This window comes from Nocardia gipuzkoensis, from assembly GCF_021183645.1.
GTDB classification, from domain to species: domain Bacteria; phylum Actinomycetota; class Actinomycetes; order Mycobacteriales; family Mycobacteriaceae; genus Nocardia; species Nocardia abscessus.
On record NZ_CP089225.1, the window covers coordinates 1,591,727 to 1,616,583 of the forward strand.

Here is a 24,857-nt window from a genome sequence, read left to right on the forward strand (position 1 = left end):
CGCGGCGCTCATGTAGCACTGCCAGATCACGAGCGAACCACAGAAGCGGACCACCGACTACGCGGTGCCCGCGACACGCCCGAACCAATAGGTCGGACGTGGGAAGCAACCCCGGCGCCGAAGAGCGCACCGAAGGATCGACACACCTGGATGTGCCTGGGAGGGCCATTACGACCGTTGTATCCGAACCTGCCACGTTGCCTCGCCGTCATCGCCGCACAACACCGGATCAGGACGTTCATTACAATAAACCTCTGAAGGCAGCTGTCAAGCGTTAACGGGCCGAATGGAGTCACGGAGAGTACACTTCGTTACCTGCACGACCAACCGAGGAGCAAGATGGCGGACGGTCCGACGTATCACCGGATCGCAGACCTCCTCCGCGAGGAGATCCGCGCAGCCAAGTGGAAGCCGGGCGATCGTCTGCCCAGTCATTCCGAGCTTGCCGATCAGATGCAGGTCTCGATCACCACCGCTCGCAACGCGATCCAGGTTCTGGTGACCGAGAATCTGGTCTATACAGCTACTTCCCGCGGGACGATCGTTCGAAACCAAGAAGTGCTCGAATCCGTTGTGACCGACTCTATCCGCCCCGACCGGCCGCAGACCCCGCACGACATCTTCGAGGAGATCGCGCGGGCCGCGAACCGGGAGCCGTCGAAGGAGTTCAGCGCGAAAATGGAGCCGGCCAGTCCCGAGGTCGCGTCTTGGCTGGGTGTCCCCCCGGACTCCTGGGTGCTGGCCAGGACCGTGGTCCAGTATCTCGACAACGAACCGTGGTCGTGGGAGGTCAGCTTCTATCCCCGGGACCTGGCCGAGGCCACGGGAATCGACTCCCCGCACGACATTCCGGAGGGCACCACCCGCCGCCTCGCCGACCGCGGCCATGCCGAGACCGCGCACCGCGACACGCTTGTCGCCCGGCCCGCGAACGCGGAGGAAGCTTTGGTGCTCGGCGTCGCCACCGGCACCATCCTGCTCGATCATCTGCGCATCGGCGCGAACCACACCCGAGTCACCCGGGCCACCCGGCATCGCTCGCTCGCCACCGGCAATCGCCTCGCCTACGAACTCGGCGACGCCGAAGGCACCGCAGTCATCCGGAACACGCTCGCCGACTCGCCCGGGTCCGGTCCGGCCTAGCCCCATGACGATCGCGCTCCGTCAGGCAACAGTGGGCGATCTCGGCACGATCTGCCGCCTGCGCGTGCAGCGCACGGCGTGGCTCACCGCGCGTGGGTCCGACCAGTGGACGGTCGCCGGGCGCGGCCTGCCCATCGAGATCTTCGCCCGCGCCGTCGGGCACGCGCTGGACGCGGGCGAGACCTGGATCGCCGAGGTCGCGGGCGAGCCGGCGGGAACCATCACCGTCAACGACCGCGCCGACGCCGGTCTGTGGTCGCGGTGGGAACTCGACGATTCGGTGATCGTCCATTTCATGATCGTCGATCTGCGATTCGCGGGACTGCGCGTGGGCCATCGCATGCTCGCCCACGCGGGAATGCTCGCCCGCCACCAGCAACGCGAGTGGGTGCGGCTGGACGCCTGGACCACCAATACCGACCTGCACGACTACTACCGCTCGGCGGGATTCCGGCTGGTCCGCGTCGCGGGGCCGCTCGTGCTCGGCCCGTCGCGCGCGCTGTTCGAGCGGCGGGTCGACAGCTGGGAGCCCGACCTCCCCGTCCCGGTCCCCGCTGCGGTCGCGCGATCGGCTGCGGCAGCGATGTTGCGGCCACCGCAGCCGAACAACTGACTCGCGTGCGTGATGGCTGTAGCCGATTCAGCAAGTACGCCTGCCGGGTACCCGACCGCGACGCGGGCCGGTCAGACCGGCGGGAGGTGCGCGATGTGCACCATCTCGATCCCCCGGCTGCGCGACACCAAGGTCCCGCGGCCGGGCGGCAACTTGCTCGGGCGCACGTCGCCGATGAGCTTGCCCTCGTCGCGCGACCCGCTCATGATCAGCGTCTCCACCGACAGGTTCTTCATGGTGCCCAGGACCGGGTCGTACAGCGCACGGGACACACCACCGCTGCGGCGCGTGACGACGAGGTGCATGCCGATGTCGCGGGCCTGCGGCAGGTATTCCAGCAGCGGCGCGAACGGGTTCATGCCGCTGCCGGTCACCACCATGTCGTAGTCGTCGACCACGATGTAGATCTCCGGGCCGCTCCACCAACTGCGTTCCCGCAACTGCTGTGGCGTGATGTCCGAGCCGGGAATCCGCTTGGCCAGATATCCGGCCACCTCCTGGAGCATCGGACCACAGGTCTGCGACGAGGTGGAGTATCCGGCCAGGTGGTCGCCCTCGACCACGCCGAGCATGGTGCGGCGGTAGTCGATCATGATGATCCTGGCCTGCTCGGTGGTCGACTGCTCGACCACGCCCATCACGATGTTGCGCAGCAGGGTGGTCTTGCCGCATTCCACGTCGGCGAATGCCATGAAGTGCGGTTCGGCGCCGAAATCCAGCACCAACGGCTGCAATTCGGACTCGCCGAGCCCGACGACGACCCGGGTGGGGCCGAGTTCGATCCCCTGGGCTCGCGCGGAGGCCAACAGCTCGTCGCGGCCGAACCGCAAAGGCAGCATCCGTACTTCCGGCGCGCGGCGGTTCGGATACAGCTGCTCGAGTTCGGTGCGCGCGCCGGCGACGCCGTCGGCCAGGCTGCCCGGATCGGAGTCGGAATCCAAGCGCGGCAGCGCGATCAGCATGTGCAGCTGGTCGGGGGTCATACCGCGGCCGGGGCGTCCGACCGGAACCTGGTGGGCGGTGCGCCTGCCCATCTCCGAGTCCGACGGATCGCCGAGCCGCAGCTCGAGGCGGGTGCCGATCTGGTCCTTGACCACCGGACGGATCTCGGCCCAGCGCGAGGCGGCGATCATCAGGTGGATGCCGAACGACAAGCCCTGCGCGGCGATGGCGTTGATCTGCGGTTCCAGCACGTCGAACTCTTCGCGGATCACCGCCCAGCCGTCGATCACCAAGAACACGTCGCCGAATTTGTCGTCGGCCAGCGGGTTTTCCGCTCCGGCGGTGCCGTCGGGAACGCGCTGGTCATCGGTGAACTTGCGGCGCCGGAACTCGGCCATCGACTCGATGCCCAGTGCGGCGAACCGCTCCTCGCGCTGACGCATCAGCGTGGTGAGCTCGGCGACGGTGCGGCGCACCCGGTCGCTGTCGAGGCGACCGGCCACCGAACCCACGTGTGGCACTCCGGACAGGCCCGCCATGCTGCCGCCACCGAAGTCCAGACAGTAGAACTGCGCCTGTTCGGGGCTGTGCGTGGCCGCGGTCGCCATGATGATGGTGCGCAGCGTCGTCGACTTGCCCGACTGCGGGCCGCCGACCACCGCGACGTGGCCCTGCGCGCCGGACAGATTGATGGTGAGCACATCGCGCCGCTGCTCGTACGGCTTGTCGATGACGCCGATCGGCATCCACAACTGGCCGTGCCGGTTGACCGGCGACCGCCAGTCCGGGTCCGGTAGCAGCATGTCGACGGTCGGGGATTCGTCCAGGGGCGGCAGCCAGACCTCGTGCGCCGGGCGGCCGTGCCCGGTGAGTCGCTTGACGACCACGTCGAGCAGCGTGTCCGGGATGCCCTCGTCGGCGCCGGGGACCGCCCCGGCGGCCGACGGCGGCGGCGGCAGTTCCAGCAGCGGGTTCGACAGCGCCACCGGCTGCGCTTGCGTCTCGTCCTCGATCGGCTCGGGCAGTTCCACCGGCGAGGCGGTGAACAACGCGGGGCGGTGCCCGGCGACCGGGCTGCCGTCCTCGCCGGTCACCGTTCCCTGCGGCGCCACGTACGGCCCGGACACGTAACTCGCGTTGAACCGCAACGGATCCGAGGCATCGCTCTTCAGGTACCCCGAACCTGGCACGCTCGGCAGGTGGTAGGCGTCGGTGATGCCGAGCACCGCGCGCGATTCGTTCGCCGAGAACGTGCGCAGGCCGATGCGATAGGACAGATGGGATTCCAGGCCGCGCAGCTTGTTCTCCTCCAGGCGCTGCGAGGCCAGCAGCAGGTGCACGTGCAACGACCGGCCGAGCCGGCCGATCATGACGAACAGTTCGGCGAAGTCCGGCTTCTGCGAGAGCAATTCGGAGAACTCGTCGACGACGATGAACAAGGCGGGCAGCGGGTCCAGCGGCACACCGGCGGCGCGCGCCTTCTCGTAGTCGGTGACGTTGGCGTAGTTGCCCGCCGAACGCAGCAGTTCCTGGCGGCGGTTCATCTCACCGGCGAGGGCGTCCTTCATGCGGTCGACCAGCGACAGTTCCTCTTCCAGGTTGGTGATCACCGCGGCCACATGGGGCAGCGAGTCGAGGCCGAGGAAGGTCGCGCCGCCCTTGAAGTCGACGAGTACGAGGTTCAGCGCGTCCGGCGAATGCGTGGTGACCAGGGAAAGCACCAGGGTGCGCAGGAATTCCGACTTTCCCGACCCGGTTGCGCCGATGCACAGACCGTGCGGGCCCATGCCGTTCTCGGCCGATTCCTTGATGTCGATCTCCACCGGAGTGCCGTCGGGGGTGATGCCGATCGGCACCCGCAGCCGCTCCCGGGCCGTGCGCGGGCGCCACACCCGCGCCGGGTCGATCTGGGCGGCGTCCGGGATCTTCAGCAACGCCATCAGTCCCGGGTCCGTCGTGGTTCCCTCACCGAGGCTGACGATCTGCGCCGCCGTAGCGAGGCGATACCTGGCCAGCGAGCGCGCGAAGGACTCGGCCTCGGCCGTGCTCACCCGGTCCGCGGTGGCGAACTTCTCCACACCGGCCGCACTGCGTGCCGACACCTCGCCGTCGGCGGCGACCAGTTGCAGCCCGCGCCGCGCCGCGAGCCCGCCCTCCGGTGCGGTGAGGTCGAGCACCGTCACCGAATCCAGGCCCGATTCGCTGACCAGACGTTCGCTGCCGCTGACGTAGCCGTCATCGATGACGACCACGAGGTGCAGCCGCCCCTGAGTCGGCTGCGGATTGCGCATGAACCGGCCGCGTTCGAGCAGCTCGGCCGCCAGCGCCGTCTCCAGTTCGCCGAGCGAGTGGTACATCATCCGCGCCGAGCCCATGCCGTCGCGCTGGGTCGGATGTTGCAGCTGCGGCAGCCATTTCGCCCAGGACCAGGCCGGACCATCCGGATCGGCGCAGACGATCGCGACCGCGAGATGGTCGGGGCCGTGGAAAGTGACCAGCTCCATCAGCATCGCCCGCACCAGCATGTGCGCGTCCTCGGCAGGACCGCTGATGTTGATCGCGGGGAACGCGCGCAACGACACCGCGGTCGGAAGCCGATGCACCACCGAGTGGGTGCGCACGAAGCGGCGCAGCGCCACGGTGGACACCGGTTCCAGATCCTCCAGCGGCCCCGTCTCCGGGCGCGCCAATTTGGTGGCCAACCGGTGGCTGCCGACCCCGACGCGTACGTGCCCGAAGTCCGGGTCGTTGGGCCTGCGCTCCCACATCCGCCGCGTCCCGATCATGGAGGGCAGGTCGGCGGGTTCGGGATGACTCCACCGGAGCGTCTCCAGTTGCTTGCCGCCGGTGCGCCGCACGTCCTTTCGGACCTGGTCCAAGTAGCGGAAGTAGTCTTTGCGTTCCTCGTTGAGCTCGACCGCGCGCTTGGGGCCGCCGCCCCGGAAGCCCGCCATCATGCCGACCATCGACATGAGCATCATCATCGGGAACATCATCATGAACGGATTGGCCAGCATGTTGCGGCCCATCATCGCCATCATGGCGATCATGCCGACCACCGCGACCACCATGACGACGGGCATCAGTTTCATCATCAGCGGCGCGGGCAGTGCGCGCGCGATCTCCGGCGGCGCGGTCAGCGCCACCTCGCCGCCGGGTGCCCGGGGCGGTGCAATGCGGGGGCGGCGCACAAAGCCTTCGGTAGCCATGTTTCCTTCGTTCGGTCGGCGACGAGCGGTCGATGCCTCGCCGCGCTACGGATCGAACTCCGCGTTCAGGTCCTCCCCCGAGCGGCGGAACGGGATCGCCACCGCGGCGCCGATGGCCAGACAGGCCAGGCAGACGATGGAGCCGATGACGGCGATCCGGCGCGGCCGCGGGTCCGGGCCGGGCGGAATCACCGGCGCGGCAACGACCCGTGGCTGATCGGCCCCCGCGCTGACGGGCTGTTCGGGCAGCTGCGCGGTGAGCGCCGCGAGCGGATCGATCAGGCCGTGCCCGATCCGGTCGTCGCGTCCGGTGCCCGGCCCGTGGGCGGTGCGGATGATGCGGTCCATCACCTGCTGCGCGGTGAGTTCCGGGAATCGCGACCGCACCAGCGCCGCCAGCCCGGCCACGTAGGGCGCCGCGAAGCTGGTGCCCTCCACACCCCTGATTCCTTCGGTGGTCTGGACACCGTCGACCAATCCGTTGCCACCGGGCTTGCTGTCCAGCGACACGATATTGCGGCCGATCGCGGCGACGGCGACCCATGGGCCGTGCAGCGACAGCTCGGACACCTGGCCCGTCGAGTCCACCGAGCCCACCGAGAGCACGTAGGGCGTGAACCAGGCCGGGCTCGCGACCGTGACCACCGAGCCCCACCCGGAGCCCTCGTTCTGTTTCGAGCACGCGCCGTCGGGCTGCAGATTGCCCGCGGCCGCGACCACCACGACATTCCGTTCGTAGGCGTACTTCACCGCCGCGCCCAGCGAGGCGTCGGCGGTGTCCGATCCTGCTGTGGTGCAGGCGACTTCGGAGATGTTGATGACGGTGGCGCCGAGGTCGACGGCGCGGACGACGGCCGCCGCCAGCGTGAGCACGCTGCCGTAGCCGTCGCTGCTGATCTTGCCCGGCGGGTCGTCGCGGCCGCTGCGGTCCTTCGGCTCGTAGGCCAGGCTCAACTGCCGGATGGTGAGCAGGTCCGCGTCCGGCGCGACACCGGCGAAGGCGTCGCCGGGACTCGGCTGGGCCGCGATGATCCCGGCGACCAGGGTGCCGTGGCCGTCGCAGTCGACCGTCCCGTCGCTGTCGGAGACGAAGTCACCGCCCGGTTGCAGCGAGCGCAGTCGCGGATGGGGATTCACCCCGGTGTCGATGACGGCCACCTTCTGTCCCGCGCCGCGACTGAACTGCCACGCCGACGGGAGATCGAGCACCCGCTGCGCCATCGGAGGTTCGCTCGGCGGACTGCCGGTGAGCACGGGTTCGGCGCAGACGGCACGCTGTTCGGTCGGTTCCAGCGGCGCGGGCCGCCCGCTCAAACCCTGCGCGGCCCCGAGCGCGCCGGAATCGATCGCGGGCGGCGAGATCGCCTGCGCGCTCGGCCACGGCATGCCGATCCCAGCGCCGACAACCGTTGCGGCGCAAGCCATCCGCATGATTCTCCGGCGGAAGGCGCTGCCGGTCATATGTTGCGGGCCATCGAGTAGATGTTCATCACCCACAGCACCAGCGGGATCACCGCCACGATCAGCAGGTACTCGAAGATCTCGATCATCCGCCTGGTCACCGGGGTGACCTCGATGTGCGGGCCGATCACCCCGAAGCCGATCACACCTATCGCGAACGCGAGCAGCACGCCCGCCGCGAGCGGGGTGTATTCGGTGTCGCCCGCGGCCAACCCGACGACCAGGGCGACGGCGGTCACGCACCCGCCGCCGATCATCGTCGCGGCCTGGACGAGGTCGGCGAACGAGCGGCCGCGCAACGCGAGGATGATCGCGGTCAAGACCGCCAGCGTGATCCCTTGCCAGCGTGCCGAACCCAGCGGATCGGCCACGCCGAACGCGCCGATGACGGCGCTCGCGGCGCACGCCGCGATCAGGCCGGACTGGAACTGGTTGGCCGCGCGAGCCCGTTCCCCGAGCCCGGCCGCCGAGGGCAGAGCGCTGGCGCCGATGGCGCCGATGCCCTCGATGGTCGGTCGCGGTTCGTGGTCGGCCGGGTCGATCGCGCCGCCCGCGGTCGGCACCGGCGGAATCGGCAGCCGCGCGAGTACGGCCGCCAGTCGCGGCACCGCCGAGATGATCGCGATCCCGGCCACCAGCAGGCCGGCCGACAGCTTCGGCAGGCCCGGATGCCAGATCAGGTAGATCGCCGCGGCGACACCCGCGATCACCGCGAGCGCCGCGGCGCAGGAGAACAGCGTGGCGCCGGTACCGGTTATCCGATAGCCCAGCAGCGCCGCGACCAGCAGCACCGAACTGCCGAGCAGCAGATGGGGACTGCCGAGCGTCCCCGGCACGAGCAACGCGGCGCCGCCGAACAGCAGCAGCAGTCCGTCCAGCGACAACCAGGTCGCGGTGACCGGGTCGGTGTACTTGCGCGCCGCGATGCCCGCCGCGACGAATGCCGCGATGCCACTGCCGAGCAGGGCGAGTGCGGGCGCGAGCGGATCGCCGTTCCCGCGCGAAACCACCAGCACGGCCAGCGCGGTGAGCACGGTCAGGGCCGAGACGACCAAGCCCATCCAGCGGGCAGCCGTACCGGACCAGTTCTGGAATTCCTCTGCGGTGAGCCGCGATACCGCGTCGATGACGTCATCGAACAGCGCGGGCGCTTCCTTCGCGGCGACCGACCGCAGCACCAGCAGCTCACCGTCGTAGACCTCGGCCTCGGTGAGCGTGCGGCTAGGCGCGATCGCCTCCCTGCCCAGCCGGGCCAGGGTCCAGTGCTGCGCCTCCAGCGGCGCCGCCTCGTCCTCGGCCTCCGGCCGCTCCGGGTTGCGCGATTCGATCAGCGCCACCAGATCGCCGATGAAGGTGGCGATCGGCACGGTGGCCGGCAACCCGACATCGACCTGGGTGTTGCCACCGATGACCGAGACACGACTCAATACCGGCTCGGTGGCTCGTGTACCGCTCGCCGACTCGATCAACGGAAACCATCCCCCGCCCTCATCCGGAACACCGATTCACACCCCGACAACCGCATTCGACGGAACACGTCCTGAGTGAACGACTTCACCACTCGTCAAGCACTCTCACACATAGACGACTCTTGCGTTGCGACCTCCCGGCAGCTGAACCTAATGTAACGGACGCACCGGGCCACGCGCGATCGGTAGTCTGGTATCCAGATGAACGTCTCTACTACGAGAAACGAAGATTTCGGGGTTCGACAGCAATGACCGGCAACCGCCAAGCACAACGCGCATTCGACGCCGGAATCCTGTCGCTCGGATTGTCCATCGAGGGGCAAGAATCCGCACGTGATCTCGACTATGCAAAACTGGCTTTTCAACGCGCCACGGAGTGGGATCCCACGATGTGCGACGCCTGGCTCGGCCGCGCCGCCGCCGGAGAGCTGACCAAGGACGTTCTGTTCAATCTGCACAAGACCAGTGCGAGCACGCTTTATCGCGAGCAACGCAGGCTAGGTCTGCGTCCGCGTGAACTCGCCGGCCGCTTCCTGCCCGGCCTGTACATCGACTATCCGCTGACCAACCACACCGAGATCACGCTCGCCTGGGCGGCGCACCTGATCGCCGACAAGGAGTACGACGAGGCCGAGCGGGTGCTCGACGATCTCGACACGTTTCGCAGAGGTCAGCTCAGCAACACCGAAGGCGAGATCGACAACCGCATCTGCGCGTATGTGCGTGGCGTCCTGCACTACAACACTCAGCGCTGGCCCGATGTGATGACGGTGCTCGCCGGTTCGGCGGACTGGGAGGACCCGTATCTGGCGGCGGGCGCGCACGTCATGGTGGGCACCGCCTGTGCCCAGCTCGGCTTGTTCGGTGAAGCGATCCGGCGGATGCAGCAGGCCGAGGCGGGCCCGATCCCGGCCGCCCGTTCCACCGCGATGTTCTGCCGCGGTCTGTGCCTGCGGGAATCGGGCAACGAGGAGGAAGCCCAGGCGCTGTTCGAGAAGGTGTACTCGCAGGCGCCGGATTTCGAGGCGAACGCGGCCGCGATGCGCGACCGCACCTACCGGATCACCGTCACCAGCCGCGAGGTGATCGACGCGCGGACCGACAAGTGGGATCCGGCGTCCTCACCGTCGATGGAGCAGATGGAGCAGGCCGAGAGCCAGGACCGGGCGAAGAAGATCCTCGTCGAAGCCCGCGCCGAACTGGATTCGCAGATCGGCTTGGCCTCGGTGAAAACCCAGGTGGCCAAGCTTCAGTCGTCCGCGCAGCTGGCGAAGATCCGGGCCGAGAAGGGATTGGCCAGCCAGCCGCGCGGCCAGCACCTGGCCTTCACCGGTCCACCCGGCACCGGTAAGACGACCATCGCCCGGGTGGTCGCCAAGATCTACTGCGGCGTCGGGCTGTTGAAGACCGACAAGGTGGTCGAGGCCAAGCGCGTCGATTTCGTCAGCCAGAATCTCGGCGGCACCGCGATCAAGACCGAGAAGCTGATCGATACCGCCATGGACGGCGTGCTGTTCATCGACGAGGCGTACACGCTGATCCAGACCGGCCTGCAGGGCGGCGACGCGTTCGGCCGCGAGGCGGTGGACACGCTGCTGGCGCGCATGGAGAACGACCGTGATCGCCTCGTCGTGATCATCGCGGGCTACGACGGCGAGATCGACCGGCTGCTCACCGCCAACGACGGCCTGGCCTCGCGTTTTTCCAAGCGGCTCCAGTTCCCCTCCTACACCCCCGAGGAATTGGGCCGGATCGGGCAGGTCATCGCGCGCAAGCGCGACTCGGACCTGTCCGACGGTGCCCTCGAGCAGCTGGTGCAGGCCTGCGAACGCCTGTACGCGATGCAGAGCACCGACCAGAGCGGGCAGCCGCGCCGCGGCGTGGACCTCGCGGGCAACGGGCGCTTCGTCCGCAACGTGATCGAGGCCGCCGAGGAAGAGCGCGAATTCCGGTTGGCCAACGACGAATCGCTGGACCTGACCGACATCGATGAGGCGGTGCTGCGGCGCATCGAGGCATCGGATATGAAGCTGGCCCTCTCCGGCCTGCTCACCTCGTTGAACGTGGGTTGGACGGACTGAGTCCGCGCTGGTGTCTCCCGCTGCCTCGGCGGACCCGGTGTCCGGGTCCGCCTAATGTCATTGCGTGGGCAGCGAGTCGTGACTGACCAGCGCTTCGCGCGCGGACAGCGTGGGCCCGGGGACCAGCTGGCCGATGATCGCCCAAGGCGCCAGGCGCGGGGCGTTCCCCAGACCGAGCACGCTCGCGGTGGCGGCGTCCGGAATGCCGTAGCGCACACCGGTGTCGGCGACGTAGAACAGGCTGCCCCGGCGCGGGCTGCCCGGCTCCATGCCGGTCACCTGGACATACTCCCCCGAGCCCGGTGACATGTAGGCCGCGTCGACCCGGTCGCCGACGCCGTCGGAAGTGGACAGATCGACGGGTTTCGCGGATTCCGGAATCGGCAGGCGGGTGCCGACCAGCAGGCCGACCGTCGCGCGTTCGCCGGGGCCGTCGCCCGCGTCGTCCTCGCGCTGCGCCGGAGCGGTGCCCGGCGACTTCGCCCAGGCCACACAGGTCACGGGCGCGTCCTCGGCAGGCAGGATCTTGGGGTTGCGCACCGGGAAGTCATCGATCGGCAAACGCCGCACCACGGGAACCCGGTCCAGCACGTCGGGCGGCACGGTGGCGATCTCCCGCATGCCGTGCGAATCGGCGTACCTGATCACCTGTGCGGTGAACGGCGACACCGGCTGCACACCGTCGGCGAGCACGACATACAGCGCGGAATTGCCGTCGCGTCCCACGCCGGACACCGAGATGACCCCGCCGACCGGGATATCCGCCAGCGGGCCGGGCCCTCGCTCGCCCGCCTGCGGGATCTGCGGCGGAGTCAGCGGGGGTACCTGCGTCGTCGCACCGAGCAATCCGGCGCCGACCGGACGAGGCCGCTGCGCGGTGAGCTCCAACGCCCTGCTCATCACCGAATTCGCCGGGTCGATTTCGGCGCGCTTGCCGTCGTAGATCAGGTAGGTCTTCTTGTCGCGGCGGACCAGCAGCGCCTCTTCCTGGCCCGCGGTTCGGATCCGGTCGGTGAGCGCGGGCCTGCCCGCGACCACCGTCGTCGTCGCTCCCGAGGAAGCGGCGGCGCTACCGCCCTCGGACAGCGGAATCGTCTCGCACAGTGACCACTCCGAGTCGTGGCCCTGGGCGGAACCGGGCAACGCGCCCGGCGCTCCCGGAATGCCGAGCAGCGCTCCGCGCGGCAGATCGTTCAGCTTGCTGTCCTTCACCGCGTGCGGCTCGGCGTTCGCACCGGTGATCAACCGCGCCGATGCCAGGTTCAGCACCGGATGCAGGGTCTTGCCGCCGTCCTCGCGCTGCACCACCACGTACAGCGCGCCGCTCTGTTTTCCCGACACGATCAGGGCATCGCCGATCGCGCCCTGCGGGCGCAGGAAGGCCAGGATCGCGGCGCCGGCCACCACGAGCACGCCGAGCACCGCGCCGACCAGCAGCGAGCGAATCTGGGAGCGCATCGGGTCGTGCAGCATGCGCACGTCACGACGAACCAGTGCGTGATCGAGTCTGCGCAACAGGAATCGGTATCCGTTCACCTGGGCGCGGGTGGTCAGCTGTGCAGGCACGTGGTCTCCATCGAGCTATCGATCACCATCTCTTTCGACACGGTACCGTAATTCTCCGACGGCCCTGAACCGATGGAATCCGAAGCCGATCAATGGTGGCCGCAGCTAGCCGAGGCAGGGATAAACAACTGTGGACGAGACGATGAACGGCGAACCAACCGGCAGCGAAATTTCGGATGCGCCGGAGCCGGGAATTCAACGCCGGTCGGCCTACGACACATTGCGGGATCCGGAATTCTGGTTGTTTCGCATTTTTCCACTGCGCGTGGTCGTGCCCGTCGCATTACTCGCCGCCGCTGTCGCCTGGATTGTTCTCGCGCTCAGCGATTCGATCTGGGGCGCGTGTGCCGCGGGCGCGGTGGCCGGGCTCGCCGGTCTCGCACCGATCGGTGGCCGCACGCCCGCCGAACGCGTCGGCAGCGCGATCGCCCGACGCCGCCAGGGCCTGCGCCCGGCCGAGCGCCTCGCGCAGGCACCGGCCCTCGACGTGCCGCTCGCCGAGGGCGGCGGTTACGGCGTGCGCTGGGACGGCGATCTGCTGCTCACCATGCTCCGGATCGATCCGCCGCCCGACACGCTGACGCTGCTCGATCGCGGTTCACTGAGCACCGACCAGCTGCTCCCGCTCCCCGAAATCGCCCGCTGCCTGGATCAATTCGATCTCACCCTGGCGGGCATCGATGTGGTGAGCACCGGTGCGCGCACCGCGGGCACCGGCGTCGCCGCTCAGCTCTACGACCGCATCCTCGGCCCGCTGCCCGCTATCGCGCACCGCACCTGCTGGCTGGTGCTGCGGATGGATCCGCTGGCCAACGCCGAGGCGGTGGACAACCGCGGCGGCGGCAGCAGCGGCGCGCTGCGGACCGCGATCATCGCCACCCGCCGGGTCGCCAACCGGCTCGCCGCTCACGACATCGCCGCCTCGGTGCTCACCGCCACCGAGATGAACACCGCGGTGCGCCAGCTCACCCATGGCTTCGATGTCGACCAGCTCGCCGAATCGCCGAAATCGCTGGAGTTCCAAGGCCGCTTCCTCACCCAGTACCAGATCGCGGCCGACATGATCGGCCCGCGCGGACTGGCCGACATCTGGGCGGTGCCCAGCCTGTCCACCACGGTGACGTTGCGCTTGCGGCCGGGCGCGAGCCGCCATGATCGACACGCCGATTTCGCCGACACCGTGGTGCTCAACGCCGTCGTCCGCTTCGACACCGTCGTGCCGCCGGAGGAGCCGCCACTGCCCGGGTTGCGTGAGCTGGTCGGCAATCAGCTGCGAATCCTGTTGGACACCTTGCCAATCGGTTACGCGGGCCGCTGGGGCAGTGACATCGCCTATCGCGGCACCCTGGCCGCGCTCGCCGGGTTCGCGGTGCCGACCGCTGGTTGCGGCCAGCTGATCGGCGCCGACGAGCGCGGCCAGGGCATCGCGGTGCCGTTGATCGGCGACGGCACCCGGCACCTCGAGGTGATCGGCAACCTGGACCTGGCCCAGCAGGTGATCCTGCGCGCCACCGCGCTCGGCGCACACGCCATCGTGCACACCGCGCGGCCCGAGGCGTGGCACACCATGGTGGCGAATCTCGACGCGCCACACGTACTTTCGATCGCACCGCGCGCCGCGGGCGCGAGCTATCACCCGCCTGCTCCCCCGCCGCCGCCCGCCGCTCCCCATCCGAGCACGACGGTGCTGGTCTTCGACGGCATCCCGCCGATCGCACACGCGGGCGGCGCGACGATCGTGCACGTGCGGCGGCCGGACGATCCCGGCAGGTCGGTCGACGCGGACGTCACGTTGGTCCAGGACCCGCAGGCGCCCAACCGGATCACGGTGCGCACGGCCGCACGCAGCGCGACGGTGCTCATGGTCACCACGCCGGACGAGATGCACTACATCGGGGAGTCGCTGGCGGCGCGCTGACCGGCGGACACACGAAACGGCCGGCTGGAAACCCTTACCGTTCCAGCCGGCCGTCGTTCGTCCGCGCGATCAGAAAGCGGCGAAACCGTCGCCGACCTTGCCGTCGGCCTCGATGGCGCGACCCAGCGCGTTCTCCACCTTGGCGGCGAGGTTGTCCAGCTTCTGGAGGGTGTCCTCCAGCTCGGTGGTCAGGTTCTTGTGCGCGGTATCGAAGTTCGTGACCGCCTGCTCACCCTGCAGGTTCTCGCGGAACGCGGCGGCGGCGCCGTTGAGCTCGTCGATCTGCGCCTTCATGTTGGAGCCGTACTGGTTGAGGTCACCGACCATCTCGGTGATGGCGGGCGAGTTGTACTTGATCGTCATTGGTGTTTCCTTCTGGTCGTGAGGATGGCGATCCGGCTGGACGGCGACACCGTCCAGGGGTCACAGACCGCCCTGGTCGGAGCCGACGATGGTGTTCTTGCCCGAAGTCACGGCCTGCGAGAGCCGGTCGAGCTTGCCGTTGAGCGCGGTGACCTCGTCGTGCCAATCGGTGGCCGCGGTGTTGAATTCGCGGTGGGCGTCACCCTGCCAGCCGCGCGCGACGGCCTGCACCGACTCATCGATCTGGTTGATCGAGGTGCGGAGGGTGGAGATCGAATCCTCCATGCGGCTGACGACGCTGTCGATGCCGCCCTCTTCGACACCGTAGGTCTGCCCCGAGCCGTCGCCGAGAGTTGTGTAAGACATTGCGTTGATCCTTCCGTCAGAACTTGTGGTGGTGAGATCCGGACGATCTCACCGAGCAGTGAGGCAACCGAGTTACTTGCGACCCGAGAGCTACGGTGGCAGCCACCTCCCCCCGGGCAGCCCTTCCAGCAACGTGGCAATCGCCTGAGTCACCCGGTGGTCGGTGCCCGTCGTGACCGTCGACCAGATCTGCTGATCCGGCGAGACCGTGGGAGCGACGACGATGCGCCCACGGCCGGTGTCGTACACCACCACCGCGCCGGGCGCCCGGCTGGTCAGCCCGTCCTGGTAGGTGTAGGCCACGATTTCGGCGTAGGCCCGGCAGGAGCCGAACGCCAGTCCGAGCACGGCGGCGTCGCGTTCGCCGACACCGACCGCGTACATCGCGTCGGCGTAGCCGCTGGAGCCCTCGGCCGTGTCCAGCCGGTCGGCCAATTCGTCGGCGAGCGCGCTGAATCCGGCTATCTCGGCGGGCTCGCACGGCCCGAGCGCCGCCAGCAGCGGACGAGCCAGCGACACCTCCGAGCCGTCGGCCCAGATCGAATCCACCTCGAAACTGTCGCCCGAGCGCACGGCGAGCGCGTGCCGCTCTCCGCGACGCGCCAGACAGAAGCGGCGCGAACCGTCTTCGGTGTAGATGCGGGCGACCAGCTCGCAATCCGGCTGGGCCAGCACGAACAGCGCACCGGCCAGTTCCGGATCGACTTCGCCCTCCGCGTCGAGCACACCGTCGCCGGTCAGACCGGCTGCCGCGCGTTCCTGGGCGGCTCTGTATTCCTCGATCGAATCGTGTTGCGGTCCAACGGATAACGCCAGCGGCAGCGTCTGCACCCCGAGCCGTTCGGCGACGACGAGCAAGGCGTCGTTCGTCAGTGACGTCACTGCGCGCCTCCCGTCTCCGGCTTGGTTTCCGTCGGCGCCACGGCGCGAGCCGCGGGCTCGGCGCCGCCGAGTACCGCGGGCGCCGCCTGGATTTCGCCCTCGGCCCCGATCTGATCGCTCACCTCGCCTGGGAGGCCCGCGCGTGGGAATCGAGCCCCATCCTGCGCAGCCCCGGCCGAACCCATGGCGCCGGGAGCGAGCGGGGCGGGCTGGCCGCCTGCGCTCACCGCCGGAACCGGTGTCGTGCGCGGCACGACTTCGGACGTCGCGCCCGACTGGGCGTACACCGGCGCGCGGTACGCGGTGGGCACCCGGGGCATCGCGTGGACGGGCACCATCCCGAGCGGCACCGCACCGTACGGCGCCGCGGTCGATTTCGCGACCTCGGCCGGTGACGCGGTGCGTTCGGCGGTCAGCGCCTGGTCCGGCGCCACCACGGGCGGCTGCTGATGCTGCCACGGCATGGCCAGCGGTTCGGTGGCCATTTCGTAGTTCTGCATGACCCGCGAGGCCACCGCCTTCGCCATGTCCTGCTCGGCGTCGGTCTGCGCCGCGACCGCCCGGATCGGCGCACCGAGCATCCCGCTCATCGACTCGAGCGTGCGCTGAACCTGCTGAATGGCTTCCAGATCCGCGGTGTTCGGCATCGCGAGCCGGGCGATCTCGTACGCGGTGACCTGGGCCTGGAAGCGGGCGGCGTTGGCCGCCGCCGCCGCGGCCGCGTCGACCAGCCAGTCCCGCAGGGTCGTCACGCGGTGGATCACCTCGTCGCTGCGCCCCGACTGCCAGGCGCCGCGCATGTCCGCGAGCACCTTCTCGTACTCGACCACAGCCGCGCCGAACGACGCGGCCAGGCGCGACCATGCGGTGACAGCCTCGGCCAGCGGCACGGCGCCCGGCCCCGTGGTGAGGTCGCGCGCGAGCCGCTCGGGCGGTCGCGCGGTCCACACCACGCCGGTGAAACCTGGCTGCGGTGGTTCGATCATTGCTGGGGACGACCTTTCGGTTGCTCGACGACGCGGGAGCCGATCAGACGGACCGGCCGCCCGTGGTGTCGAAATCCGCGGTATTGGCCGATTCCATGCCGTCGAACCGGTTCGAGTGCAGCCGCAGCGTGGCCGCCAGCTTGCGCATCTCGTGCACGCTGGCCTGCGCGCTCGCCAGATACGACGACGCCACGTCGTTCGCGGTCTGCGCGGCCCGGCCGGAAACCTCGTCGCCGCCCGCGGGGACGACGGTCAACGCTTCCTCGGCGGAGCGCAGATCCGCCGCCAACCGGTCGGCGAGCGCGTCCAGCCCGGACGACGCCTTACCCGCCGTGACCGCGTCGAATTGCACGCTGTCGTACACCTCACCCCTCGCGTCACTCATGAGACCCTCCTGTGTACTGCTCGGCACCCGCGTCAGAGCGTGAGTTCCTTATCCGGCGGTGGTTCCGATGTGGTGTCGGCCGCGCCGACCACCGGCAGCGAGACCCCTTCGATCCGGCCGACCACCTCGTCGCCGTGCTGGCTGGTAACCATCTGGCCGCGCAACGCCTCGGTGGTCGATTCCCCCTCGCGGGCCAGGCCCGCGCCCATGGCCCCGGCGCCCATCGGCATGTATCCGCCACTGGTTCCGGTCGCGCCGGTGCTCGTCGCGGTGGTGGACGCCGCGGACGACGTTCCCGCGCCGGTACCGACCGCTCCGGGGGCGCCGGTGCCGCCGAGCGAGCCGCCGGCGACCCGGGTTCCCGGCCATGGGTTCAGCGGGGCGGCGGGCGAGGCGATCGCACCGATCCCGCTGCCGACACCGCCGGCTCCACCGGAGCCGCCCGCGGCCGAGCCCTCCCTGCCTTCCTTGCCTTCCTCCGACTGACCCGTGCCCTCGTGCACGCCAGGGCCCGCGATGGGTTTCGGCGCGAGCAACGACGGATTCGCCGCCGCCAGCTGCCCCAGCGACTGAACCACCTGGCCCGCCGTGCTGATCAGCGGCGTGATCATGCTCATCAGCTGGGTCAGTTGTTCGGCCGACTTCACACCCGTCGGCGCGTTGGTGATCGGAACCTTCTGCCCGGCCTGCGTCATGGTCGCGCTGTGCCCGACCATTTCGGCCTTCGTCTTGGCGGTGATCGCCAGCGCCTCGGTCATCGCCTCGATCGCGGAGGCGACCAGGAATCCCTGTCCGCCCGGCGAAGCCGCCAGCAGCGGCGCGAACGCCATGGTGGTGGAGAACTTCGCCACCACCGCCGACATCAGCCCGGCGCCCGTGAAGACGCTGCCCGCCGCGTTGACGAGCACCGACTTCTCCTGTGTGCTCTGCGCCGCCAGCTTGTCCGCGTCGGACTGCGCCTCACCGGCCTTCTTCGCGGCCTCCATCGCCGCCATGCCCTGCCAGACCGTCATCAAGGTCTGCACGAGCGACGAGCCGACCTGCATCACGGTCTGCATCACGGTGGACACGCTCTGTAGCAACTGAGTCGGGTCGACCGGTGGCGCGGGCGGCGCGGCGGCAGCACCGGCCGGTGCTGCCGCAGGCGCGCCGAGCTGCCCGGTGCCGAACGCGGAGGCCAGCTCGGTCAGCGGGCGCATGAGCGCGCCGAGATCGATCGCGGGCAGCGGTGGCAGATCCGGCAACTGCACGAAGGCCGGGATTTCGGGCAGGTGCGGTAGACCCATGCTGTGCAGGACATCGTTCACCGGCATGTCCAGCATGGGCGCAAGAGCGCTGCCCCGCAGCAATTCCAGAACTGCCGGATCCAGCGGATCGGCGCCGGGCGGCGGAGTGGCTCCTGGCGTCGTCATGACTGCGTGCGGATAGCTCCGATGGCCGCGCCCGACGCGGTGTCGGTGCCCTCGTACGTGGCGGCGGCCTGATGCGCCGTCACCGCGGTACCCGCGTGCACGGCGGCGAGCTGCGCCACCGACGACAGGTGGTTGGCCTGCGCGAAGGCGTACGAGACGAGGAACTCCTGGCCGATCAGGCCGAACACCGGGACCACCGCGGCGACCGTCGCGGCTTGGTCGGCCGCGGCGATCGCCCCCACACCGGCAGCCATGGCCGCCGATTCGCTTCCGTACACACGCAGCGCATCCGGGACTACTTCAATGTGGCTCATGATCATCGTCCAATCCCGAAACATCCCCCGACGTTTCGTATTCAACCTTACCTAGCCGAGACCGCATTTTGCGATCGCGTCGTGGTTAACATCCGGTGACTACCCGGTGGCCTCCTCATTGAATGCGGTGATAAGCGCACCGCGTTCCGAGAAAGCCCGGTGCGCGGCCGCTCGCGCGGTGTCCACCACCGTTTTCTCGAACTCCTCCGGCGAAAGTTTCGATACCGCACCGGAGAAACTCAGCCCCACCAATGCGGCGTTACCGTCCACTTCCGCGGTCACCGCGCCGTCGGGCGAAGTATCGGATACCCGGATCCCATTCATGGCGTCGTTGAGATCGGTGAGCCGGTAGAGCTGATTCTGTACCCGAGCGATGAGCTCGTCCATAGTTTCGACCATGACAACCTCGCGAATTCCCTTGTCGCTCAGACGGATCGCAGCCAGCTCTGCGGTTCGGTGTCGTACTCCTGCTCATCGATGATCTCCTGCCGCGCCACCTGCTGTTCGGTGGGTAATCCGGTCAGGGCCAGCATCTCCGAGGTGAATCCCAGTTGCTGCAAATGCGCCCGCCGTGCCAGACCGGCCCGGTTCGCCGCCTGTTTGCACAACCGCAGAATCTCCCCGGCCAGCGCTTCCGGATCCCGGCGCAACTGATCGGAATCGACCTTGATTCCCAATGGCAGGCCCATCTCGGTGGTGCGCACCGAAATCGACCCGGTCACCGACGTCGCCACGAATTCCGTGGGAAATTCACCCGCCTGCCCCGACTGTGCTGCGGTCATCGGCCTCCCCTTCCGAAAATTGCGATCGACAACAGGATCTCGCGCATGCCGCCCCCCATTACATTCGTTCGTCTTTGATGGATTGGACGACTTCGACTATCCGCGCATTGATCAATTCGGCCAGCCGCCTGACATCCGCCGCGACCACCGTCGGCGGCCGGCCCGGCACGATCACATAGCGCCCGTCGTCGACCAGATCGCGCCAGCCCAGATGTGAGCGGGTGATACCGCGGGGACCGAATCGCGAATGCCCCTGTTCGACCACGATCGTGCCGACTGTGGCGGCCGGCGCCCGATCGAAGGACTCGCTGCGACTCGCCGCACGGTCTTCGACGTCGTTCACCAGGGAGCGACCATAGGAATAGTCCAGGCCATCGCCCTTGCCGGCGGTCTCGATGAGATCGAAGGCAGACCGCTGACCGGCATCGACGTTCGGCAATGCGGCGGCCACGCTGTGCCCGAGCGACAACACGTCGTGTTCGACCACCGTGAATCCCCCGGTTCGCCCCTCGGCACCGGGCTTCTGGGTCACCAGGAAGGCGCGGTTTCCCTTGCGGCTGGCGAGCATTCTGATCGAGCCCTTCGCATTCCGCGCATCCCGGCCGTCGATCCCACGGATCACCAGCCGGATATCGGGAACCGCGAGCACGGCCATCAACTCCTCCAGCTCATGGCCCCAGCGCGTCCGAATCCGCTGCCACGCCTCGTACTTCTCCCGGCACGCGTCGTCGTAATACGTCGTGCCGCTGAGGTAGACGAACGGATCCGGCAGGCTCTCCTTCACCGCGTTCCACGCCGCGGCGAATTCGAGACCGGAGAACTCCCACGTGTCGGTCACTGCTCGACAACCGGTTTCGCCACCAGTGGCGCCTCGCCCAGCGCCTCTTCCAAGTGCTCGGTGGAATCCAAGTAGTCGGCGCGCTTGTGTTCCTTCTGCTGTCCGCCTTGAGCGCCGCCGCCGGGACCACCCATCGGCATTCCGCCCATCGGGGCTCCCATCATGCCCTGCCCCGCCGCGAGACCCGCGCGTGCGGCGGTGGCTGCGGTCACCCCGTTCGTCGTCGCGCGGGGGAACAACTTCGACGCCTTGTCCAGGTTCTGACTCGCAGCCGACTTCGGTGCGCCGGGACCTCCGGCCGAACCACCGGGGCCACCGGCGCCTTTCGCCAGCGCCGACTCGAGTTTCTTCGTCGCGTCCGAAAGATTCGGCATGCCGGGCAGTCCGGCCAGCGCAGCCTGCTGGGCAGCCTGCTGAGCGGCTTGTTGCGCGGCCTGTTGCGCCGCACCGGCCACTTGCTGGCCGATCTGCTGCGCCTGTTGCGCGAGTTGCTGCGCTGCCTGCTGCGCCTGCTGGGCCTGTTGCTGAGCAGCCTGCTGCGCCGCCTGCTGTTGCTGTTGTTGTTGCTGCTGGGCAGCTCGGCGCTCGGCGTCCAACTGCGCTCGGCGCTGCGCGGCTTCGAGTGCCTGGCGCTGCTGCTCGGACTGCTGCTGCGCACGCTGCATCGCTTGCAGCTGGGCCGAATTCATGCCGGGGCCAGGGCCGGGTGCGCTGGCGGTACCGGGCCCCGGGCCGCCTGGTCCGGGCACCTGGCCGGTCGTCGGCGGAATCGGGTCCGGCAGTTTCGCGATGAACTGGTCGGTTGTCTCGACGCCCGGGACATAGACCTCTTCCATCGCACGGACGTAATTCCGGACAGCCGCGTCTTCTTTCCGCTGCTGATAGGCGGCGTCGGTCTCCCCCGAGTTCCGTTGCGGCGGGTAGTCATCGCCCTGCTGAAGCCGCACTCCGGTGGTGTACAGCCATTCCGATACATATTCGAGGCTGTCCCCGATCAGCTTCATGTTCGCGTTCAGCTGGTCGGTGCCCGTGCTGTACGCGGTCATCGCCTGACGCGCGCGGTCGGCGCCGCCGTTGTTGTTCGGGCTGGTCCAACTCGATCGGCTGCTCGTCATCTGGTTACTGAGGATGTCGAACGTTTCCTTGAGTTCCCCGGCCAGCCACCGCCAGTCCGACGCGGCTTGCGCGACCTTGATCGGCATGGACGGACTGCCATCGGTGATCGACGCGATGATCGTCTGATACTGCGCGTAATCGAAGTTGTCCGGGTCGTCCGCCCGCGCGCCGCGCGGCTCGAATTCCACGTCACCCGGCTCCGCCAGGCTGGGCGGCAATCCGTGATTCTCCTCCGGGCGCCGGTTCCCGACCTCGTTCCAATCCGGATGCGCGTAGGTGTTTCCGCTGCCGTCCCCCGCAGTGGTCAAGCCGGCGGGATCCGGCCGGGCCGACAGGTTTTCGGTAATTCCTCTGTGCTCGCCCACCCGGCGTTCCAGCGTGGTGAAATCGACCCTGCTGGTGTCCTCGGTGCCCTGGTAGTGCCTGGCTGCCGCGAACAAAGTATCGGTCAGGTCGTCGAGGATGGTGATGTGGTCGTCGAGAATGCGACCGAGTTCTCGTCCCTTGTCCGAAAATCGGCTGGCGAGCGCCTGCGCCGAAAGCAGCAAGTCGGCGAACGGAGGCAGCGAATCGATCTTCGACAACTCCCGCTTGACCGACGCGACGCGAACGCGAACCCCGTTCGCCGCGTTGATCAGGCCTTCGAGCGCTCCGGGCCGCAGCTCCAAGGTGCCGTTCCCGGCCTCACGGGACAGGCCGGTCCATAGATTCGGTTCGTCAGACATGCCACGCTCCTTCCGGCTCCCCGGTCAGCACGCGCCTTCCCCCTGTTGTCACTGGTGGGAAGCGCTGGACATGAGTGCCGACGGCCCGGGGCGATACGATGCCGAGGTCCGATCCCGGAGACACAGACTCCGACCCGCACAACTGAATCCACCCCTGACGTGGGCGTCGGCTATGCGCGCGCCACGGCGCAGTGACCTGTTCGCCCCCGCGCTCGGGATCACGCTTCTGCGCCCGGCAACTCATACGCTGACGACCTTCCTCATCGCTGGCGCGCCACGACCGGCGGTGCGCCACACGTCAATATGGCAGCCGGTTCTTAAGGCATGCCAAATATTGTCTTACGAGGCACCAACGATTCTATGGGAACTCGAGTTGCCTCCGCATGTACAGACCCGAATCCTGGTGGCTCTCCGGCGCGGCCCACCCTCGCCCGACCAGCAGGTTCGCCCTCGAACCCTGGAAGAACGCGGATTTCGCCGCCACGATCCCCAGCCAAACGAGCGCGTCCGCCGGGGTGATCGATGACACAGCCTTATGGACCGTTCGGGCGACCATGGGGTCGAACGACTGCGGCTCAGTGCTTTTCGTCGTGCGAGGTGAGCGCGCCCACCCGGCCGTGCCGGTCCCGGAACCGCCGTTCGAACGCGGCGAGGTAGGCCGACGGCGCCACCGAGGACGAAGATCGTTCCAGCACACCGTCATCGGCGAGGTAGAAGATCGCCCGGCCGATCGCGATCTCGCCCGGTTCGACCGGTACGTAGACCATCCAGCCGACGCTGATCCGATCGGCGCGCAATTCCTCCGGCGGATAGTTCGCGGTGTCCACGCCACTGTCGCGGATGAACCGCGCGACTCGCGCGATCGCCTCCTCCTGCGCCATCGGCTCCGGCGCGGTGCTGGTCACCCCGGCCATGGTGAGCTGGAAGAAGGCGCCGTCGACGTCGAATCGGTCGTCGTCACCGAAGACGCTCGCGAGGGTGTCCCGCGTGAGGACACCCGCCTCGGCCGCGGACACCAGGGCGCCGACGGCGGCGCGCGGCGGCGCGGTCGAGTCGTCGCCGAGCAGCCCGGTCACGATGTCCACGACGCTGTCGGACGTCCACACGCCCGGCACCGCTTCGACGAACCGGTCCGGACCGGGCGACTCGCCGCGGTACCAACGGCCGTTCTCCCACCAGTAGCAGAACGACAGCAAACCGCTGGCGGCGCGGTGGTTCAACACTTGACCGGCCACCCACTCCGGCGCACCCGCGTACAGATCGGGCAATCGGGCGCCTTCGTTGTAGGCCGCCGCGAGTTCCGGCGCGTTCCACACGCCGCCGGAGAGCACCGCCCGCCCGCCGGGCAGCGCGTACAGCGAGCAGCCGCTGCGCTTGGCGCCCTCGAACCAGCTCAGGGAGGGCAGCAAGCGGGGGCCCCAGGGTGATCCGACCGCGACGAACGCCGCGGCCAGCACCGCCCACCGAGCCGCCATCAGCGGGAACGAGGGCAGATCGTCCTCCGACGGCACGGCACGCACACCCGCCTCCCGATCCGCCCGCGCTCGCGCCGCGGCAACCCGCGGCGGCCGCGACTGGCGATCGCCGTGACCGACATAGGCGCCGAGCCACACAGGCAGCGAATCCCGGGGATATGCCGCCAGATCCGCGAGGTAGACCTCGGGCGGAAACAATTGATCGTCCGGGAACGGCTCGTCGCCGTAGTCGTAGTCGACCTCGATCCGGCCCGCACTGGTCAACGTCAAAAGCAAACGCCACCAAGGTCCGTCGCCGAACCCGGCCGCCAGCTGCCGATGCTCCCGGACCAGCGCCACGATCCCGGGATCGGGATTCACCCGCACGACGCGGCCCCCGTCGTCGGAGTAGGCGGCCAGCGCCACCTCCGCGGCCACCGTCAGCGCGAACACCGCGTGCACTCGCTGCCAGCCCGGCGGACCGGCCGCACCCAGGTCGCGAGCAACCTGGTGCATGAGTGCCTTGGCGCGTTCGGCGACATCCTCCACCGGCGCCGCCTCGGACAGGGTAAAGCCGACATCGGGCTCCTCCCCGGCCTCGGCGTCCTCCGCCGACCGGTCGGCCGGATCGGCGGCGGCCGCGTCGGCCGTCCGCGCCTCGTCGGCCGTCCACGCCTGGCCGGCAGGCAGCGCTACGGGAGTCTCGGAATCGCCGTCATCCGCGGCGTCGCGGGGCATGTGGTCGGACGCCTCCCCGCCTGGTCTGGTCACGTCGCGGAAATCCCCTCATCTACCGCATCGGAGCCGGTGCGCACACTACGATGCCTGTGCT

At 68.9% G+C, this 24,857-nt stretch carries 20 protein-coding genes; 4 read left to right on the forward strand and 16 right to left on the reverse strand.

Going from position 1 to position 24,857, the window contains the following annotated elements:
* Positions 1-339 precede the first annotated feature (339 nt).
* Together LTT66_RS07425 and LTT66_RS07430 are read left to right on the forward strand one after the other, a co-directional pair.
* On the forward strand, positions 340-1,143 hold the full coding sequence (locus LTT66_RS07425) for a GntR family transcriptional regulator (protein ID WP_233065447.1): 804 nt from the start codon (positions 340-342) through the stop codon (positions 1,141-1,143).
* A gap of 4 nt (positions 1,144-1,147) precedes the next feature.
* Positions 1,148-1,756 carry a GNAT family N-acetyltransferase gene (locus tag LTT66_RS07430; RefSeq protein WP_233065452.1) on the forward strand — a complete coding sequence of 203 codons (609 nt, stop codon included), beginning with the start codon at positions 1,148-1,150 and terminating at the stop codon, positions 1,754-1,756.
* A gap of 71 nt (positions 1,757-1,827) precedes the next feature.
* Here LTT66_RS07430 and eccCa read toward each other — a convergent pair whose 3' ends face one another.
* The 3 genes from eccCa to eccD are packed head-to-tail and all read right to left on the reverse strand — an operon-like array spanning position 1,828 to position 8,795.
* Positions 1,828-5,907, reverse strand: coding sequence for a type VII secretion protein EccCa (gene eccCa, locus LTT66_RS07435; protein WP_233065454.1), 4,080 nt, complete (start codon positions 5,905-5,907; stop codon positions 1,828-1,830).
* A 45-nt stretch (positions 5,908-5,952) separates the two neighbouring features.
* Entirely contained in the window at positions 5,953-7,332 is a 1,380-nt protein-coding gene (gene mycP, locus LTT66_RS07440) for a type VII secretion-associated serine protease mycosin (protein ID WP_195098814.1), read from the reverse strand.
* A 32-nt stretch (positions 7,333-7,364) separates the two neighbouring features.
* Complete coding sequence (eccD, locus tag LTT66_RS07445) at positions 7,365-8,795, reverse strand: type VII secretion integral membrane protein EccD (RefSeq protein WP_233065455.1); 1,431 nt, start codon at positions 8,793-8,795, stop codon at positions 7,365-7,367.
* A 290-nt stretch (positions 8,796-9,085) separates the two neighbouring features.
* Here eccD and eccA point away from each other — a divergent pair, with 290 nt between their 5' ends.
* Entirely contained in the window at positions 9,086-10,918 is a 1,833-nt protein-coding gene (eccA, locus tag LTT66_RS07450) for a type VII secretion AAA-ATPase EccA (RefSeq protein WP_233065457.1), read from the forward strand.
* Between the two features lie 57 nt (positions 10,919-10,975).
* On the opposite strand, the gene eccB is transcribed toward eccA, so the two are convergent.
* Entirely contained in the window at positions 10,976-12,484 is a 1,509-nt protein-coding gene (gene eccB / locus LTT66_RS07455; protein ID WP_233065458.1) for a type VII secretion protein EccB, read from the reverse strand.
* A 142-nt stretch (positions 12,485-12,626) separates the two neighbouring features.
* Between eccB and eccE the strand changes: the two genes are divergently transcribed.
* Positions 12,627-14,402, forward strand: a complete 1,776-nt coding sequence (eccE, locus tag LTT66_RS07460; RefSeq protein WP_233065460.1) for a type VII secretion protein EccE — start codon at positions 12,627-12,629, stop codon at positions 14,400-14,402.
* Positions 14,403-14,471: 69 nt separating this feature from the next.
* On the opposite strand, the gene LTT66_RS07465 is transcribed toward eccE, so the two are convergent.
* From LTT66_RS07465 to LTT66_RS07520, 12 genes are all read right to left on the reverse strand, one after another.
* Positions 14,472-14,765, reverse strand: a complete 294-nt coding sequence (locus tag LTT66_RS07465) for a WXG100 family type VII secretion target (protein ID WP_195067224.1) — start codon at positions 14,763-14,765, stop codon at positions 14,472-14,474.
* Between the two features lie 60 nt (positions 14,766-14,825).
* Entirely contained in the window at positions 14,826-15,131 is a 306-nt protein-coding gene (locus LTT66_RS07470; RefSeq protein WP_043687506.1) for a WXG100 family type VII secretion target, read from the reverse strand.
* 90 nt (positions 15,132-15,221) lie between these two features.
* Positions 15,222-16,013 carry an ESX secretion-associated protein EspG gene (locus LTT66_RS07475; protein WP_233065461.1) on the reverse strand — a complete coding sequence of 264 codons (792 nt, stop codon included), beginning with the start codon at positions 16,011-16,013 and terminating at the stop codon, positions 15,222-15,224.
* On the reverse strand, positions 16,010-16,999 hold the full coding sequence (locus LTT66_RS07480) for a PPE domain-containing protein (protein WP_233065463.1): 990 nt from the start codon (positions 16,997-16,999) through the stop codon (positions 16,010-16,012). The genes LTT66_RS07475 and LTT66_RS07480 overlap by 4 nt, the downstream gene beginning before the upstream one ends.
* Before the next feature lie 43 nt (positions 17,000-17,042).
* On the reverse strand, positions 17,043-17,384 hold the full coding sequence (locus LTT66_RS07485; protein ID WP_233065464.1) for a PE family protein: 342 nt from the start codon (positions 17,382-17,384) through the stop codon (positions 17,043-17,045).
* A gap of 32 nt (positions 17,385-17,416) precedes the next feature.
* On the reverse strand, positions 17,417-18,796 hold the full coding sequence (locus LTT66_RS07490; RefSeq protein ID WP_233065465.1) for a hypothetical protein: 1,380 nt from the start codon (positions 18,794-18,796) through the stop codon (positions 17,417-17,419).
* On the reverse strand, positions 18,793-19,110 hold the full coding sequence (locus tag LTT66_RS07495; protein WP_181725608.1) for a type VII secretion target: 318 nt from the start codon (positions 19,108-19,110) through the stop codon (positions 18,793-18,795). Before LTT66_RS07495 ends, LTT66_RS07490 begins: the two co-directional genes overlap by 4 nt.
* Positions 19,111-19,209: 99 nt before the next feature.
* Positions 19,210-19,497: a YbaB/EbfC family nucleoid-associated protein gene (locus LTT66_RS07500; RefSeq protein ID WP_233065467.1), complete on the reverse strand. Its 288-nt coding sequence runs from the start codon at positions 19,495-19,497 to the stop codon at positions 19,210-19,212.
* Positions 19,498-19,535: 38 nt separating this feature from the next.
* The gene (locus tag LTT66_RS07505) at positions 19,536-19,892 is read right to left on the reverse strand and encodes a hypothetical protein (protein ID WP_195067220.1); all 357 of its coding nucleotides are present in this window, start codon (positions 19,890-19,892) and stop codon (positions 19,536-19,538) included.
* Between the two features lie 58 nt (positions 19,893-19,950).
* A complete protein-coding gene (locus LTT66_RS07510; RefSeq protein WP_233065468.1) occupies positions 19,951-20,730 on the reverse strand; it encodes an ESX secretion-associated protein EspG in 780 nt (259 codons plus the stop codon).
* Positions 20,727-22,571, reverse strand: a complete 1,845-nt coding sequence (locus LTT66_RS07515; protein WP_233065471.1) for a hypothetical protein — start codon at positions 22,569-22,571, stop codon at positions 20,727-20,729. The genes LTT66_RS07510 and LTT66_RS07515 overlap by 4 nt, the downstream gene beginning before the upstream one ends.
* Before the next feature lie 575 nt (positions 22,572-23,146).
* Complete coding sequence (locus LTT66_RS07520; protein ID WP_233065474.1) at positions 23,147-24,796, reverse strand: hypothetical protein; 1,650 nt, start codon at positions 24,794-24,796, stop codon at positions 23,147-23,149.
* Positions 24,797-24,857: the final 61 nt, after the last annotated feature.

Excerpts from the sequence above, each read along its gene's own strand:
- LTT66_RS07425 (WP_233065447.1), top strand. The coding sequence starts at position 340 with ATGGCGGACGGTCCGACGTATCACCGGATCGCAGACCTCCTCCGCGAG.
- LTT66_RS07430 (WP_233065452.1), top strand. The coding sequence starts at position 1,148 with ATGACGATCGCGCTCCGTCAGGCAACAGTGGGCGATCTCGGCACGATC.
- eccCa (WP_233065454.1), bottom strand. The coding sequence starts at position 5,907 with ATGGCTACCGAAGGCTTTGTGCGCCGCCCCCGCATTGCACCGCCCCGG.
- mycP (WP_195098814.1), bottom strand. The coding sequence starts at position 7,332 with ATGGCTTGCGCCGCAACGGTTGTCGGCGCTGGGATCGGCATGCCGTGG.
- eccA (WP_233065457.1), top strand. The coding sequence starts at position 9,086 with ATGACCGGCAACCGCCAAGCACAACGCGCATTCGACGCCGGAATCCTG.
- eccE (WP_233065460.1), top strand. The coding sequence starts at position 12,627 with ATGAACGGCGAACCAACCGGCAGCGAAATTTCGGATGCGCCGGAGCCG.
- LTT66_RS07465 (WP_195067224.1), bottom strand. The coding sequence starts at position 14,765 with ATGACGATCAAGTACAACTCGCCCGCCATCACCGAGATGGTCGGTGAC.
- LTT66_RS07470 (WP_043687506.1), bottom strand. The coding sequence starts at position 15,131 with ATGTCTTACACAACTCTCGGCGACGGCTCGGGGCAGACCTACGGTGTC.
- LTT66_RS07480 (WP_233065463.1), bottom strand. The coding sequence starts at position 16,999 with ATGATCGAACCACCGCAGCCAGGTTTCACCGGCGTGGTGTGGACCGCG.
- LTT66_RS07485 (WP_233065464.1), bottom strand. The coding sequence starts at position 17,384 with ATGAGTGACGCGAGGGGTGAGGTGTACGACAGCGTGCAATTCGACGCG.
- LTT66_RS07490 (WP_233065465.1), bottom strand. The coding sequence starts at position 18,796 with ATGACGACGCCAGGAGCCACTCCGCCGCCCGGCGCCGATCCGCTGGAT.
- LTT66_RS07495 (WP_181725608.1), bottom strand. The coding sequence starts at position 19,110 with ATGAGCCACATTGAAGTAGTCCCGGATGCGCTGCGTGTGTACGGAAGC.
- LTT66_RS07500 (WP_233065467.1), bottom strand. The coding sequence starts at position 19,497 with ATGGACGAGCTCATCGCTCGGGTACAGAATCAGCTCTACCGGCTCACC.
- LTT66_RS07505 (WP_195067220.1), bottom strand. The coding sequence starts at position 19,892 with ATGACCGCAGCACAGTCGGGGCAGGCGGGTGAATTTCCCACGGAATTC.
- LTT66_RS07515 (WP_233065471.1), bottom strand. The coding sequence starts at position 22,571 with ATGTCTGACGAACCGAATCTATGGACCGGCCTGTCCCGTGAGGCCGGG.